The 16,517-nt window shown below is 46.0% G+C and carries 13 protein-coding genes; all 13 read left to right on the forward strand.

The annotated features are described in order from the left end of the window. The first annotated feature begins 93 nt into the window (after positions 1-93). The gene (gene gltB / locus LDO37_RS15450; RefSeq protein WP_126608533.1) at positions 94-4,557 is read left to right on the forward strand and encodes a glutamate synthase large subunit; all 4,464 of its coding nucleotides are present in this window, start codon (positions 94-96) and stop codon (positions 4,555-4,557) included. A 13-nt stretch (positions 4,558-4,570) separates the two neighbouring features. Beyond that, entirely contained in the window at positions 4,571-5,983 is a 1,413-nt protein-coding gene (locus tag LDO37_RS15455) for an FAD-dependent oxidoreductase (RefSeq protein WP_126608534.1), read from the forward strand. 85 nt (positions 5,984-6,068) lie between these two features. Then, positions 6,069-6,503, forward strand: coding sequence for a DUF1499 domain-containing protein (locus LDO37_RS15460; RefSeq protein ID WP_126608535.1), 435 nt, complete (start codon positions 6,069-6,071; stop codon positions 6,501-6,503). Between the two features lie 132 nt (positions 6,504-6,635). Beyond that, positions 6,636-7,499 (forward strand): PKD domain-containing protein, encoded by an 864-nt coding sequence (locus tag LDO37_RS15465; protein WP_126608536.1) that lies wholly within the window; start codon positions 6,636-6,638, stop codon positions 7,497-7,499. 209 nt (positions 7,500-7,708) lie between these two features. After that, complete coding sequence (mtnN, locus tag LDO37_RS15470; RefSeq protein WP_126608537.1) at positions 7,709-8,404, forward strand: 5'-methylthioadenosine/S-adenosylhomocysteine nucleosidase; 696 nt, start codon at positions 7,709-7,711, stop codon at positions 8,402-8,404. Between the two features lie 8 nt (positions 8,405-8,412). After that, positions 8,413-9,366 (forward strand): cobalamin biosynthesis family protein, encoded by a 954-nt coding sequence (locus LDO37_RS15475; protein ID WP_126608538.1) that lies wholly within the window; start codon positions 8,413-8,415, stop codon positions 9,364-9,366. A 1-nt stretch (position 9,367) separates the two neighbouring features. Beyond that, positions 9,368-10,204 carry a vitamin B12 ABC transporter substrate-binding protein BtuF gene (gene btuF / locus LDO37_RS15480; protein ID WP_126608539.1) on the forward strand — a complete coding sequence of 279 codons (837 nt, stop codon included), beginning with the start codon at positions 9,368-9,370 and terminating at the stop codon, positions 10,202-10,204. Between the two features lie 35 nt (positions 10,205-10,239). After that, a complete protein-coding gene (locus LDO37_RS15485) occupies positions 10,240-10,860 on the forward strand; it encodes a trimeric intracellular cation channel family protein (protein WP_126608540.1) in 621 nt (206 codons plus the stop codon). 254 nt (positions 10,861-11,114) lie between these two features. Next, positions 11,115-12,092 carry a questin oxidase family protein gene (locus tag LDO37_RS15490; RefSeq protein ID WP_126608541.1) on the forward strand — a complete coding sequence of 326 codons (978 nt, stop codon included), beginning with the start codon at positions 11,115-11,117 and terminating at the stop codon, positions 12,090-12,092. Continuing rightward, on the forward strand, positions 12,089-12,502 hold the full coding sequence (locus LDO37_RS15495; RefSeq protein WP_126608542.1) for a VOC family protein: 414 nt from the start codon (positions 12,089-12,091) through the stop codon (positions 12,500-12,502). Before LDO37_RS15490 ends, LDO37_RS15495 begins: the two co-directional genes overlap by 4 nt. Positions 12,503-12,525: 23 nt before the next feature. Next, positions 12,526-13,092 carry a flavodoxin family protein gene (locus tag LDO37_RS15500; protein ID WP_126608543.1) on the forward strand — a complete coding sequence of 189 codons (567 nt, stop codon included), beginning with the start codon at positions 12,526-12,528 and terminating at the stop codon, positions 13,090-13,092. A 639-nt stretch (positions 13,093-13,731) separates the two neighbouring features. Further along, complete coding sequence (tnaA, locus tag LDO37_RS15505; RefSeq protein WP_126607768.1) at positions 13,732-15,192, forward strand: tryptophanase; 1,461 nt, start codon at positions 13,732-13,734, stop codon at positions 15,190-15,192. A gap of 107 nt (positions 15,193-15,299) precedes the next feature. Further along, positions 15,300-16,514 (forward strand): aromatic amino acid transporter, encoded by a 1,215-nt coding sequence (locus LDO37_RS15510; RefSeq protein ID WP_126607767.1) that lies wholly within the window; start codon positions 15,300-15,302, stop codon positions 16,512-16,514. Positions 16,515-16,517: the final 3 nt, after the last annotated feature.

A 16,517-nucleotide genomic window follows, 5' to 3' on the forward strand; every position in this document is an offset into this window, starting at 1 on the left:
CAACTATAATTACTACGCCACTCCACATAACTATAAAAATATAAGTTACACAATTCCCTTACCAGGAAGGTAGGAAGCAAAGGGAGAATTGCAATGGCTCTATACGATCCACGTCTTGAAAAAGACAACTGTGGATTCGGTTTGATCGCCCATATGGAAGGTCAGCCGAGTCACAAACTCGTCCGCACTGCTATTTCAGCACTCGACAGAATGACTCACCGTGGTGGTATTGCCGCCGACGGTAAAACGGGTGATGGCTGCGGATTACTACTTCAAAAGCCAGATACTTATCTGCGCATTATCGCCCAAGAACAAGGTTGGAACCTAGGCAAACAGTATGCGGTTGGCATGGTCTTCTTTAGCCAAGATCCTGAAAAAGCAAAAGAAGCCAAACGCGTAATTAACGAAGAGTTAGCAAGAGAAACACTCACTGTCGTTGGTTGGCGTGATGTTCCCATCAACACCGATGTTTTAGGTCCGATCGCCAATGAGTCCGTTCCTAACATCGAGCAAGTGTTTATTTCAGCTCCTGCTGGTTGGCGGGAACGCGATATTGAACGTCGCCTGTATATTGCTCGTCGCCGTATTGAAAAACAAATTCAAGACGATGACGATTTTTATATCTGTAGCCTGTCGACTCAGGTCATCGTGTACAAAGGGCTGTGCATGCCTGCGGATCTACCACGATTCTATTTGGACTTGGCGGATCTACGCATGGAATCGGCGATTTGCTTGTTCCACCAACGTTTCTCCACCAACACGCAACCGCGCTGGCCACTGGCTCAACCATTCCGCTATTTAGCACACAACGGTGAAATCAATACGATTGAAGGTAACCGCCAATGGGCTAGAGCACGTGCTTACAAGTTCTCGTCGCCACTGCTACCAGACTTACAAAGTGCCGCGCCATTTGTGAATGAAACAGGTTCTGATTCATCCAGCTTAGACAACATGTTGGATTTGTTCTTAGCCGGAGGTATGGATGTGTTCCGTGCCATGCGGATGCTGGTTCCACCAGCGTGGCAAAATCACCCAGACATGGACCCCGATCTGCGTGCGTTTTATGACTTTAACTCAAAGCATATGGAGCCTTGGGATGGGCCGGCAGGGATCGTTTTATCGGACGGTCGATACGCTGCCTGTAACTTAGATAGAAATGGGCTGCGCCCAGCTCGATATGTCATCACTAAAGATAACCTGATTACACTCGCTTCAGAGGTCGGTATATGGGATTACACGCCAGATGAAGTCTCTGAAAAAGGACGTGTTGGTCCCGGTGAACTTCTGGTTATCGACACTCGAAAAGGAAAACTTTGGCAATCGTCTGAGATCGACAGCGACCTAAAGAGCCGTCACCCTTATCGTGAATGGATGGAAAACAACGTTCATCGCTTAACTCCCTTTGCAGAGTTAAAGGACGATGAAGTGGGTCAACGCAATTTTGATAACGATGAGCTCAAAACTTATCAAAAGCAATTTGCGATGAGCAATGAAGAAGTCGATCAAGTCCTTCGAGTACTGGGCGATATGGGGCAAGAAGCCGTTGGCTCAATGGGCGACGATACCCCAATGGCTGTTTTATCTTCCAAAGAGCGCTTGGTAACGGATTACTTCCGTCAAAAGTTTGCACAGGTCACCAATCCACCGATTGATCCACTTCGTGAAAAACACGTCATGTCACTGGCCACCAGCGTGGGTCAGGAAATGAATGTGTTCTGCGAAACCGACGGTCACGCACATCGAGTTGCCTTTGAGTCACCGGTTTTGCTGTATTCCGATATGTTGCAGTTGCTCGAACTGAATGACGAACACTACCGAAATACCATTCTGGACATCAACTTTGATCCTAAAGAAAAGTCGCTAGAGCAAGCCATCCATGACTTGTGCGAGCAAGCTGAAACCGTTGTCCGACAAGGCACGGTACTGGTTGTCTTATCCGATCGTGATATTCAGAAAGGGAAACTACCGATTCCGGCTGCAATGGCAGTGGGTGCGGTACAAACTCATCTTATCAATGCCAATTTACGCTGTGATGCCAATATTATTGTGGAAACGGCTACGGCACGCGATCCTCATCAATTCGCAGTGCTATTGGGCTTTGGTGCGACCGCGGTTTATCCATATCTTGCTTACGAAGCCTTAGGTAAAGCCATTGATGATGGTGCACTGGAACGCTCCTACGGAGAAGCGATGCTGAACTATCGCAACGGCATCAATAAAGGGCTATACAAGATCATGTCCAAAATGGGCATTTCGACCATCGCTTCCTATCGCTGCTCTCAGTTGTTTGAAGCCGTTGGATTACACCAAGATGTTGTCGATCTTTGTTTCAAAGGGGTGACGAGCCGAATCCAAGGCGCTTCATTCAGTGATTTCCAACAAGATGTGTTCAATCTTTCTCGTAAAGCATGGGCAAAACGCAAGCCCATCGACCACGGTGGATTGCTGAAATTTGTCCACGGTGGAGAATTTCACGCCTACAACCCAGATGTCGTCAGCACATTGCAAACGGCGGTTAATTCGGGTGAAACCAATGACTATAAGTCCTTTTCTAAGCAGGTTAATGAACGTCCTGCCGCCATGTTGCGTGACTTATTGAAACTAAAGAAAGCAGACAAAGCGCTGCCACTAGAAAAAATTGAGCCAAACACCGAACTCTTTAAGCGATTTGATTCAGCGGCAATGTCGATTGGTGCACTTAGCCCTGAAGCACACGAAGCATTAGCCATGGCGATGAATCGCTTAGGTGGCTACTCAAACTCCGGTGAAGGCGGTGAGGATCCGCGTCGCTTTGGTACGGACCGTAATTCACGTATCAAACAAGTGGCATCGGGTCGATTTGGCGTTACCCCGCACTATCTGACCAATGCCGATGTATTGCAAATCAAAGTTGCACAAGGGGCGAAACCCGGTGAAGGTGGTCAGCTTCCAGGTCACAAAGTGACGGCTGAAATTGCCAAACTGCGATATTCCGTTCAGGGTGTCACCCTGATTTCACCGCCACCTCATCACGACATTTATTCGATAGAAGATTTGGCCCAGCTGATTTTCGACCTGAAGCAGGTTAACCCAAATGCTTTGGTGTCTGTCAAACTGGTGTCTGAACCGGGTGTAGGCACCATTGCCACAGGTGTTGCTAAAGCGTATGCCGATTTGATCACCATTTCCGGATACGACGGCGGCACCGCTGCCAGTCCATTAACGTCTGTGAAATATGCTGGCTGTCCTTGGGAGCTGGGGCTTGCAGAAACTCAGCAAGCATTAGTGGCCAATAGCTTACGTCATAAGATCCGTTTGCAAGTGGATGGTGGGCTAAAAACGGGCTTAGACGTCGTAAAAGCCGCCATTTTAGGGGCAGAAAGCTTCGGCTTTGGTACCGCACCAATGGTTGCGATGGGCTGTAAGTTCCTCCGAATCTGTCACCTAAATAACTGTGCAACGGGCGTTGCAACTCAGGATGAAACCCTGCGTAAGCAGTATTTCAAAGGGTTGCCAGATATGGTTGTCAACTACTTCACAGGGCTTGCCGAAGAAGTACGTGGAATCATGGCTGAGCTGGGCGTTGAAAAACTCACAGACTTAATAGGGCGCACCGACTTGCTTGAAGCCGTTCAAGGTATGACGGCAAAACAAAGTAAGCTCGATCTTTCGGGAATTTTGGAAAAGCCAATCTCGCCACAAGGGCACCCTGTCAGCTGGACTGAGCCCAATACTCCATTTGATAACGCTGCGTTAAACCAAAAAATCATCTCCGATGCCATGGCGGCTGTCGAAGCCAAGCAAAGCGCTAACTTTTACTATGATGTGATTAATACCGATCGCTCGGTAGGCGCACGTTTGTCTGGCGAAATCGCCAAGCGATATGGTAATCAGGGAATGGCTACCCAACCCATTAAGTTGTACTTAAATGGCACTGCTGGGCAATCCTTCGGTGTTTGGAATGCTGGTGGTGTTGAGCTCTACCTGACTGGTGATGCGAACGACTATGTCGGTAAAGGCATGGCAGGCGGAAAAATCTCCATCAAGCCACACTTAGGTACCGCATTCCGCTGCAATGAAGCAACGATTATAGGCAACACCTGCTTGTACGGTGCGACAGGCGGTAAGCTGTTTGCTGCTGGGAAAGCTGGTGAACGTTTTGGCGTTCGAAACTCAGGCACCATTGCTGTCATCGAAGGCGCAGGCGACAACGCATGTGAGTACATGACGGGAGGTGTTGTTGCCATTCTTGGCGCAACAGGCGTGAACTTTGGAGCGGGTATGACAGGCGGATTTGCCTATGTACTGGATGCGAACGACGACTTTAAAGGGCGTGTGAACACAGAATCGGTTGAAGCTCTATCACTCTCGGATCTCTACATCCATCAAGAGCATTTGAGAGGGTTGATATCAGAACATTTGGACGAAACCAACTCAGCGCATGCTGAGGAAATTCTTGCAAATTTCGACGAATGGATTCCTAAGTTCTACCTTGTGAAACCGCAAGCCTCTGACTTGAGAACCTTACTCGGTCACCAAAGTCGCAGCGCAGCTGAGTTGCGTGTTCAGGCACAGTAAGTAGGAGAGATTCATGAGCCAGAACGTATACCAATTTATCGATGTTCAACGTGTTGATCCGGCTAAAAAGCCGCTTAAGATACGTAAAATTGAGTTTGTAGAAATCTACGAGCCCTTTACCAATCAGCAAGCAACTGCACAAGCTGATCGCTGCCTTGACTGCGGAAACCCTTATTGTGAGTGGAAATGCCCTGTTCACAACTACATTCCTCAATGGCTAAAACTTGCCAATGAAGGAAGAATCATAGAAGCGGTTGAGCTGTCTCACCAAACCAATAGCCTACCCGAAGTGTGCGGGCGTGTGTGCCCACAAGATCGCCTGTGTGAAGGTTCTTGTACACTTAACGACGATTTCGGCGCTGTCACCATAGGTAACGTTGAAAAATACATCACCGATAAAGCCTTCGAAATGGGCTGGAAACCCGACATGTCTGCCGTGGAATGGACAGACAAAAAAGTCGCCATTATTGGTGCGGGGCCAGCCGGTCTTGCTGCCGCCGACATTTTAGTTCGAAATGGTGTGAAGCCAGTCGTATTTGATCGCTACCCAGAAATCGGTGGCTTACTGACGTTTGGTATTCCTTCTTTCAAATTGGAAAAAGGGGTAATGGAAAATCGCCGTCGTATCTTCAGTGATATGGGCGTCGAATTTAAAATGAACGTGGAAGTTGGCAAAGATGTACAACTTCAAGAACTCATTGATGATTACGATGCGGTCTTCTTAGGCGTGGGCACCTATAAAAATATGCGTGCAGGCTTAGAAAACGAAGAAGCGCCTGGCGTATATGATGCGTTGCCATTCCTCATTTCTAACACGTATAAAGTGATGGAACTGGATACAACCGATCCATACATCGATATGTCAGGCAAGCGCGTAGTGGTTCTCGGCGGTGGAGACACCGCGATGGACTGTGTTCGCACGTCCATTCGTCAAGGTGCAAGCAACGTTGTTTGTGCATACCGACGCGATGAAGCCAACATGCCCGGCTCTCGCCGTGAAGTAAAAAATGCTAAAGAAGAAGGCGTAAACTTCATGTTCAACCTCCAGCCGCTTGGTATTGAGGTGAACAAAGAAGGCAAAGTCGTGGGCGTGAAAGTGGTGAAAACCGCGCTGGGTGAACCCGATAGCGCTGGGCGTCGCCGACCAGAACCTGTTGCGGGAAGCGAACACATTCTGGATGCCGATGCGGTGATCATGGCCTTTGGATTCCAACCACACAAAATGAGCTGGTTAGAACCGTTTGGTGTGGACTTGGATCAATGGGGTCGCATCAAAGCACCTTCCGACCAAGAATTTCAACACCAAACATCCAATAAGAAGATCTTCGCAGGCGGTGATGCCGTAAGAGGATCCGATTTAGTAGTAACGGCCATTGATGAAGGCAGAAAAGCTGCGGAAGGAATACTCGATTTCTTAGAAGTTTAACTCGCCAACATTACGCTTAACACATACTCTAAAAGCAAAGAATGCCGTTATTCTTTGCTTTTTTCATTCATAGGAGAGTTCACCAATGAAAACCATCAGCGTCGTCTTAGGCTCTTTAGTTTTCCTTTCGGCTTGCAGCCAAGAACCTGTTTCCATTCCAGACAGAACTTCTCATCCTTGTGGCGATAGCCCTAACTGCGTGTCCACCCTTGAACACCGTGAAGACTTTATTCTGCAGCCTTTCACTTTAGCATCAAGCGATATCACCATTGAGCAAATTGAAACCGTGGCGCTATCAATGCCGGGCTCGCTAACGGCAGTAAAAGATGGCTCTTACATTCGAATAGAATACACCAGTGATTTCTTCGGGTTTGTCGACGATTTAGAAATCAAAATTGAGGGAGACAAACTGATCGTACGCTCCGAATCCCGCACGGGTCACTCCGACTTTGGCGTAAACAGAGAGCGCGCGGACGAACTTCGCAGTAGCTTGTTAGAGCAAGGTTTAATTACCCCGTAATCAGCACTTCACTTGTGCCTAAATTGGTTTGTGTCCAACTTAGACACAAACCGTCTCATTTCAACCAACGATAATTCAATCCAATAGCGGTACATTCAATATCAAAACATTGAATAGTAAAGGGAATGAATTATGTTTAAATGGTTAAAGCTTGCCGCTCCAGCTTTGATGGTTGCGTTAGTAGGATGCAGTGTTGACACCGATGAGGCAAAAAAACTCACAAAGCCAACCGTCAACGCTGGCAATGATCAAGTGCACACGCTTCCTGTCAGTAGTATTGCACTAAACGGTACGGCATCAACATCACCTAGTGTCTATGATATTGAAACCATCTCTTGGACTCAGCGCTCTGGTCCGCAACAGTTAAGTATTCTCAATGCCGATAAGTTGAAGGCGTCCATTATCAATCCGACATTGGCAGGTACCTATGAGTTCCAGCTGTATGTCAGGGACAGTGGCGCTCGCAGTAACATCGATACTGTTCGGCTCATACTTAATGCCGCAAATGCTGGTGCTTCGGCTTCTGCTGGTATTAGACACCACTCAAACCAAACCACTCAAAAGCAACAAACCCAGTCAATTCAAAAAACAATACAAATCCCCGTATCGGTTATTTCGACTGAGCTAACCGGTTCAAACGGCGTAATACAATACGGCACGACGGACACAACTCCCTCTAGCGATATTCAAAAGCAAACAGAGAACGCTCTTCAACAGCTGAGTGATGCTGCTACCGTCACCTTTGATTTCTCTGAAGTCTCTAAAGACAATAATTCACAACTCCTGATCGCAATGATTGAATCCTTAAGAGGTGATAATGCTGCGCAAATCGTTTCTTCCTACGACTCAGAAAACCCCGTGACCACCATTTATTTGCCAGACCTAAAACCACATCAAAATATGAAGTTTGATAACAGCGAACTCGGCACGCAGTTAAACGAGCTAGTCGATACCTTACAGCTCACCATCCCATCAACTTCAATCAGAAAAAACTAGCGCAATAAGAGCATTCAGCAAGCAGCCATAGCTCGTGCGCTGTGGAGACCAAAAACCTCGAGAGCACTAATAATTCAGCCATTACTGAAATTATGATCTTGAGGTTATCGCTCCATCGCTACCAAAAAATATTGCCTAGACGGGGTTAGAGACTGCAAAACTTTCCTGCTACAATCCGCTGTAATTGAATACTAACTTAGAGACGTCCAATGAAAATCGGTATTATCGGTGCCATGCAGCAGGAAGTGGCTATCCTGAAAGAAGCAATGACTCACTGTAAAGAAGAAACACGCGCAGGTTGTGTTTTCTACACAGGTCAAATCAATGGTGTGGATGCTGTTTTGTTGCAGTCTGGTATTGGCAAAGTGGCGGCTTCTGTTGGTACCACCTTGTTACTCGAAATCTATCAGCCTGAAGTCGTGATAAATACCGGTTCTGCTGGTGGTTTTGATTCTTCTCTGAACTTGGGTGATGTTGTTATTTCAACCGAAGTTCGTCATCACGATGCGGATGTTACCGCTTTTGGTTATGAAATTGGGCAGATGGCAGGCCAGCCGGCAGGTTTTGCTGCCGATGAAAAGCTGATGGCAGTTGCAGAGCAAGCTCTTGAAAAAATGGATGGCAAGCACGCAGTTCGCGGACTCATTTGCACGGGTGATGCCTTTGTATGCAGCGCAGAACGCCAGGCTTTTATCCGCACGAATTTCCCATCTGTGATTGCAGTTGAAATGGAAGCCGCAGCCATCGCTCAAACCTGTTACCAATTTAATGTTCCGTTTGTGGTTGTTCGCGCCATCTCTGACGTTGCGGATAAAGAGTCTCCAATGAGTTTTGACGAATTCCTTCCTTTGGCGGCACAAAGCTCCTCGGAAATGGTGCTCAAAATGGCTGACTTACTGAAGTAACATTACTCATGGAAGAGCTGTTTACTAAGCTGTATTCCAACGGCGCCCTATTGGTCTTATGGGGCGCTTTACTGTTCCATTTTATCTTGCCTATCCCCAAATCAGTGCACCCTGCGACGCTTTGGCATAAGTTTGCTGAAATCCTCGCAACCAAGGTGAACAACAATCAAAACCACGGGCAAAGTGTCATCTCTGGCAGCTTGGCTTGGGGAATGATGTGTATACCAGCCTTAATCTTCTTTATCGCATTAAAGCCTCTGGTCTGGCAGCCACAACTGTTCGATTTAGCATTACTTCTATTGGCGATCGATTGGCGCAGCAATGAGTCTCTCGCGAAGCACCTCATTCAAGCATTAGGGAAAGAAGACAAAAAGCGCGCCCGCCGTGAATTAGCGCCTCATGTTAATCGAGCAACCGACACGCTCTCTCCATTAGGGCTTGGCAAAGCTGGCGCAGAAACTCTGATTTTAGGGTACGGCAGAAACGTTATCTGCGTGATGTTCTGGTATGCCATCGGTGGCGGTATTGGTGCCATGATGTACCGCTTAATCATGGAACTGGCACGGGCTTGGTCACCTAGTCGAAGTGAATTTCTACCTTTCGGCTTACCCGCTATTCGAATGCTCGCACTGTTAGAATTAATTCCTCTAAGACTATTTAGCTTATTTATAGCCGTGGGAAATAATATGTCTGCGGCGATATCTGGCATGCTTTCGCAAGGAAAAACATGGCCAACACCGGGTCCTGGTTGGCTCATGGCGGTGGTGGGTAACAAACTCGAGCTATCACTTGGTGGCCCTGCTATTTATGGCGATAAAAAAACCATGCGCCCCAAACTTGGAGGTCGAGTCGCGCCTTCCGCTTATCATTTATCTCAAATTCAACATCTTCTGGCGTGGCGCATCTGTGTTTGGGTGTTGCTGCAAAGCGCAATCATGGCAGTCATCTATCAAGGTATTTAAATTGAAAACGCTCTTTGTTTTGTTAGCAGGTCTCCTTGTTAGCCAATCTGTTTTGGCTAATTCCGCACCTCAACGCATTATTTCCCTTGCGCCTCACGCAACAGAAATCGCCTTTGCAGCAGGACTAGGCGACAAGCTTATTGCCGCTACCGACCACAGCGATTACCCAGAAGAAGCGAAAGCACTCGAGCGGGTCGCCAACTATCAAGGCATCAAACTCGAACGCATTGTGGCGCTTCAACCCGACTTAATCATCGCGTGGCCAAGTGGCAACCCCGCCAAAGAGTTAGACAAACTAAGAAAGCTTGGGTTTGAAATTTACAACTCCAAAACGGGTACATTCGAAGATATTGTCCACAATTTAGAGCAGCTAAGCCAATACGCAGAAGACCCAAGTGTTGGCATGAAAGCCGCCGCGGATTTTCGAGAAAACCTAGCGCAACTTAAACAACGCTACACCACCGACAAGCCCGTAAAGTATTTCTATCAATTAAGTACAAAACCCATTATCACGGTGGCACAAAATAGCTGGCCAAGTGAGGTGTTTAGTTTTTGTGGGGGTACCAATATCTTTGTCGACAGTGCGTCTCCCTACCCTCAAGTTGGTGAAGAGCAGGTCATTGTTCGGCAGCCAGATGTCATCTTTACTTCTCGACATGCGGTACAAGATGAGTCCCTATGGCAAGGGTGGGCATCGCAAGTCCCTGCTGTACAACACAAACACATTTGGTCACTGAATTCCGATTGGATAAATCGACCGACACCGCGCACCGTTAAAGCCATAGAGCAGGTATGCGACTTTTTTGAACAAGCAAGGCAATACGCAAAAGCTAGCTAAGCTCACGTAAAAAGCTAACTGAGAATACGAGGAACATGGACGCATTACTTCTATACATAATTGATCTGTTTGGAACCGCAGTATTTGCGATTTCTGGGGTGTTGCTGGCAGGCCGATTAAAAATGGACCCATTCGGTGTAGTCGTGCTGGGCAGTGTCACAGCCATTGGCGGCGGATCGATACGCGATATGCTTTTAGGGGCAACTCCCGTATTCTGGATATCCGATACCGCATATCTCTGGGTTATTTTCATTACCTGTGTGCTCACCATGTTGATTGTTAGACGTCCTAAACGCTTGCCATGGTTCGTATTACCCGTCTGTGATGCCATCGGGCTGGCTGTATTTGTCGGAATCGGTGTAGAAAAAGCATTAAGCTATCAAGACAGCGCCATTGTTGCCGTCATTATGGGGGTACTCACAGGGTGTGGGGGCGGTATTATCCGCGATGTTCTAGCAAGAGAAATCCCAATGGTATTAAGAAGCGAAGTGTACGCCACCGCCTGTTTAGTGGGCGGTATTGTTCACACTGGTGCTATCGCTTTAGGTGTTGAGCACTCTCCTGCGTTGTTCATTGGTATTTTCACTACATTGACCATTAGGCTGGCGGCCATCAAATGGCACCTTTCTCTACCAGTATTTGCAATTAACAAATAGTCTAAAACAATGGGTTTAACTCCATTAATAGATAAGTTCATTCATCTGACGTTATTCAGGCTGTAACACCATCGTATTTTATTGGCCCACATCTTTTGATGTGGGCTTTTTGTTGCACGCTTTTTTGAGTGACTTCTCATTTAGCTGACTTAAAAACGATTAAATAAAGTAATTTGTTTACTTAATCATTCTGCGATCTATATTAGTAAACAAATTACTTTATTAAAACAACTATAAGAACGTCAAGAGGCAATATGAACAACATACGATCTTCCACTCAACATTTAGTGACTGCGACACATCAATTTGATCCCAACTACCAAGGCAACTTAACGAATCACTTGCCCATGGCTTTGGTGGCACTGGATCTTAGTGGCGCGTCAGAAGCCCGAATTCAGCGCTTTTATGATCATTACGTCAAAATTCTGGATCCCAAGAAAGCCTCGCGTACCGCGAAACAGCCACAAATGTCGAACCGAGATCATTTCAATGACTGGCAAGCATTCTTCCTCAATGAAATCCATAGCCACGGCATAGAGACGTGCTTGAAAAATCAACTTCCAGTGCTCGTTGAAGGGATTGCAGCGGCAGCGTTTCACGGTCTGATTCGGTTATCCTATGCCATTGACCTAGGTTCTCCAGACGAGATATCCCATGCGCTGGCATACCTCGCTAGCGAGTATCAGTATTTGGGCGATCTTCAGACCACAAATTCATACTCGCTGGACGAGCAAATAGTAGAAGGATACAACTTGTTCCACCAACACTCGTTTGAACCGGGAATCATTGTGGATCGGGTGCAAGAAGTGATCGAGTCAGAACGCTACGTATCCATATCAGCGATACCGGATACACTCCCACTGGAAAAGGTGCGCGATGTCATTCTGAAGCAATTTATCCGAACTAATGATTTCACGTATTTACACGGCGTGACGGGTCTACAAGCGTTCATCAATATCCTGCCTTATCTACAAGATCAAACTGTTGGACTACAACGCTTTTGGCAAGCTTACGTGGCAGCTTATTGTGCGAGTAGCCCATACGCCAAAGCCACGGACTGTACCATCACTCATCCCAGTAAAAATTGGCAACAACGATTGCAACGTGCGAGCCAAAGCAATGACGACCACACCATAAAGCTGGTTTTTAGTTGTTTTCGCATCGATCAATCCAACCCTACCCCATTATCTATTCAAGCTGCTGAAATGCGTCTTGCTAAGGAGTCGTTATGAGTACTTATGTCGAACACGCTAATGTCACCGTTAAAAATGTGGATCGCGCCATAGAGTTTCTTCAAACCGCTTTACCTGATTTCAAGATTCGTCATTTCGGACATAGCCATTATCGCTGGTGCCATATCGGTACAGAAGAAACCTATATTGCCTTACAGGAAGTCGTTGAAAAAGAATCCGTAGATCGCTCTCCCTATGTTGATGTAGGTATCAACCACATTGGGTTCGTGGTCGACGATATTGAGGAAGTAGAACGCAGTTTACTGAGTAATGGCTATGAACAAAACCCAATGGAAACAAAGCATCCATATCGTAAACGTCTCTATTTTTACGACAGCGATGGACTGGAATGGGAATTCATTCAATACCTAACTCACGATTCGAAAAAACGAAATGACTACGACCATTAATAACCGATACCCCAATAATAAGGATGACGTCAGTGACTAAAATATCTATTGTCTATTTTTCAAAGTGTGGCGCGACTAAAGCCTTGGCTGAATATATCGCCAGTGGTGTCCGTTCTGTACCTAACGCATCACCTACACTGTTAGAAATTGAGCCTAAGGACATTCACGAAGGACGTTACAAAAATGATGCGCTGTTTGAAGAACTCAAAAACAGTGATGCCATCATTTTTGGGGCACCCACCTACATGGGCGGTCCCGCCGCCCAATTCAAAGCCTTTATGGATACAAGCAGTGATGCCTACGTTGAACGGGAATGGCATAACAAACTAGCCGCGGGCTTTACTTGCGGTGGAAGCCTGAATGGCGAACAAGAACAAACACTGTTTTCATTCTTCGTATTGGCTTGCCAGCACGGCATGATTTGGGCTGGCTTGGACGAATCCGAACATGTCAGCGACAGCGGGTTAAACCGACTGGGATCCAATATAGGGCTGACGGCTTGTAATAAAGATATTGAAGAGTTAGTGCATTCAAACGACGCCAAGACCGCCATCTATTTAGGCGAACGGATCGCAAAGCTCACCAACTAGAACTTGATATATCCAAGTGGTTCAGAATTTAGAGCCACTTAGGTATATAACAAAATTAATACCGATAACATACTGGAATAAATATCATTTTATCTTAACAATTCAATCATATTTCCTCGTCAGAGTTTTGATTCATATGACACCCATTAAATATGTGATGCTTTAGGCTAATTTATAATTATGATGATAAAACTATAATACGCGAATCACATTTGTTTTTTGTGAATACCAAACTTCATTAAGCTAATATATATTTATGTAAGTAGAGCAATATTCTTGCTTATGGGCAGAGGAACATACAATGAACATGTACCTTAATTGGCAATCCAAATTCCAGCTAACCCTGTTAGACTGGTATACCATCGATCATCAGATTTCATTTCATCTATCTTCTGAATAAGAACTTTTCAAGTCAACCTCAGTGACGAAAAAGCACATCTAAAGCAAGCAAAAAACATCAGCGGAAATTGCTGTAAAGAATCATTACATTCTTTATTTTCCACCGCTTAACACCTGCTTTATTCATAGCTAAATCATCACTGCTCTATTTATTAACAATTAATTCTAAACATTGAATTTATTAATAATTTGATGGGATTCATCTCATCTAAAATAAATATAATCTTGAAAGGTCTTAATATGGAAAACTTTAAACATCTCCCAGAACCATTTCGCATTCGAGTTGTAGAGCCAGTAAAACGCACCACCCGAGAGTACCGTGAACTAGCCATAATGAACTCAGGTATGAACCCATTTTTGTTAGACAGCGAAGATGTTTTTATCGATTTACTGACAGACAGTGGAACAGGTTCTATCACTCAAAGCATGCAAGCTGCGATGTTAATGGGAGACGAAGCTTACAGTGGAAGCCGAAGCTACTATGCGTTATCAAAAGCGGTAAGCGATATTTTTGGCTATGAATATACCATTCCGACCCACCAAGGACGTGGGGCAGAACAGATCTACATCCCTGTACTCATCAAAAAAAGAGAGCAAGAAAAAGGATTGGACCGTAGCAAGATGGTTGCACTGTCTAATTACTTCTTTGACACCACACAAGGGCACACTCAAATAAACTGCTGTGTCGCAAGAAACGTGTACACAGAAGATGCCTTCGATACTTCAGTAAATGCTGATTTCAAAGGTAACTTTGATTTAGACAAATTGGAAAGTGCCATATTAGAAGTCGGCGCTCAGAACGTCCCGTACATAGTCAGCACCATCACGTGTAATTCCTCTGGCGGGCAACCTGTTTCTATCGCGAACTTGAAAGCCGTGTACGAAATTGCTGGAAAATACGACATCCCAGTCATCATGGACTCGGCTCGATTTGCTGAAAATGCCTATTTTATCCAGCAACGTGAACCAGGGTATGAGGATTGGAGTATCGAGGATATTACACGCGAATCGTACCAATACGCAGACGGTCTCGCTATGTCTGCCAAAAAAGACGCCATGGTTCAAATGGGTGGGCTATTGTGCTTTAAAGACAGCCGATTCGACGATGTTTACAACCAATGCCGAACGCTATGTGTTGTTCAAGAAGGTTTTCCTACTTACGGTGGACTAGAAGGCGGAGCAATGGAGCGCTTGGCCGTTGGGCTTTATGAAGCTATGCGACAAGAATGGCTAGAATACCGCATTGGACAAGTTCAATACCTCGTGGATGGGTTAGAAAAACTGGGTATTGTCTGCCAGCAAGCAGGCGGTCACGCCGCGTTTGTTGACGCAGGAAAGCTTCTTCCTCATATCCCTTCACATCAATTCCCCGCACACGCACTGGCTTGTGAACTCTACAAAGTTGCTGGTATTCGCGCCGTAGAAATTGGCTCTCTGCTGCTAGGGCGCGATCCTGCTACAGGCGAACAAATGCCCTCACCTGCCGAGCTGCTCAGGCTCACAATCCCTAGAGCCACTTACACGCAAACGCACATGGATTTCATCATCGAGGCATTTGAGAAAGTTCAACAAAATGCTCAAAACATCAAAGGGTTGGAGTTTACCTATGAGCCTGAAGTACTCAGACACTTTACAGCAAAGCTAAAAGAGGTAGAAGAAACAAGGAAGGTCGCACAGGAAGTGCCAATGGTCGAAGTCTAACTTATTCGGGCGCTTTTTAAGCGCCCTTAATTTTGCAGCATACACCTGATATCTCGGTATCGGGGGAGTATTGCTGTGCCTAAAAAACTGTAATCAGGGATACGATTATGAAAAAATCTCCATCAATTTTGGGTGGCGCATGCATTATTGCCAGCGTCTGCGTCGGCGCTGGAATGCTGGGGCTTCCCAGCGCAGGTGCTGGCGGCTGGACGTCTTGGTCGCTCATTGCTATCACCATTACTATGATCATCATGACACTGTCTGGATGGATGCTACTTGAGGCGTTTAAGCATTACGATCTCAAAGTCTCCTTTAATACAGTGACCAAAGATATGCTTGGCAACAACGTCAATAGGTTAAACAATTTGGCGGTGTATTTTGTCGGTGGCATATTACTTTACGCTTACATCACTTCTTCGGGACTTATTTTACAAGAAGTCCTCGGAGTGAGCAGCCAATTGGCTTCTATCCTATTTGTATTCATCTTTTCTGGATTTGTTTGGCACTCCACCAGAGCAGTTGATCGAATCTCTGTGATTCTGATTGCGTTCATGGTGTTGAGTTTTGTATTTGGCGTGTCTGGTTTGGTCGCCAAAGTCGACATGTCCATCCTATTCGATAAAGCCAGCGATGAAACTCGTTACGCGCCGTATGCGATGGCAATGCTACCCGTGGCACTTACTTCATTTGGTTACCATCATTCCGTGTCGAGCATGAGGAGTTATTACGGCGAAGAAAGACGAGCGAAATACGCCATTTTAGGGGGAACCATTATCGCCATGTCTCTCTACTTCCTTTGGATAATGAGCATTTATGGCAACCTTCCTAGAAGCGGATTTGGTCCGATTTTGGAGCAAGGTGGCAACGTCGATTCTCTTTTGAGTGCCCTTGGTTCGGTTATCGAATCTGAGCGTGTCTCCAATGCGATTAACTCATTTTCAATGGCAGCGATCCTATCGTCATTTATCGGAGTCGGGCTTGGCGTTTTCGACTACCTTGCCGATCTGTTCAATTTTGAAGATGACAAAAAAGGTCGCACAAAGACTTGGGCAGTAACCTTCCTTCCCCCACTGGTTCTGTCATTGCTTTTTCCGTTCGGCTTTCTTATTGCAATTGGTTATGCCGGTGCAGCAGCAACATTGTGGGCGTGTATTATTCCCGGCTTGTTGGTGATGAAGTCACGCAGCCGAGAAGATGGACAAGAAGGTTTTAAAGCCCCTGGTGGGTTACTCATGGTAGTACTGGTTATCTTCTTTGGTGTCACTACCGCTGTTTTCCATTTTCTCTCCATGTTTAATTTGCTACCCGCATTCACGGGCTAACGA

Source organism: Vibrio penaeicida (assembly GCF_019977755.1).
GTDB lineage: Bacteria > Pseudomonadota > Gammaproteobacteria > Enterobacterales > Vibrionaceae > Vibrio > Vibrio penaeicida.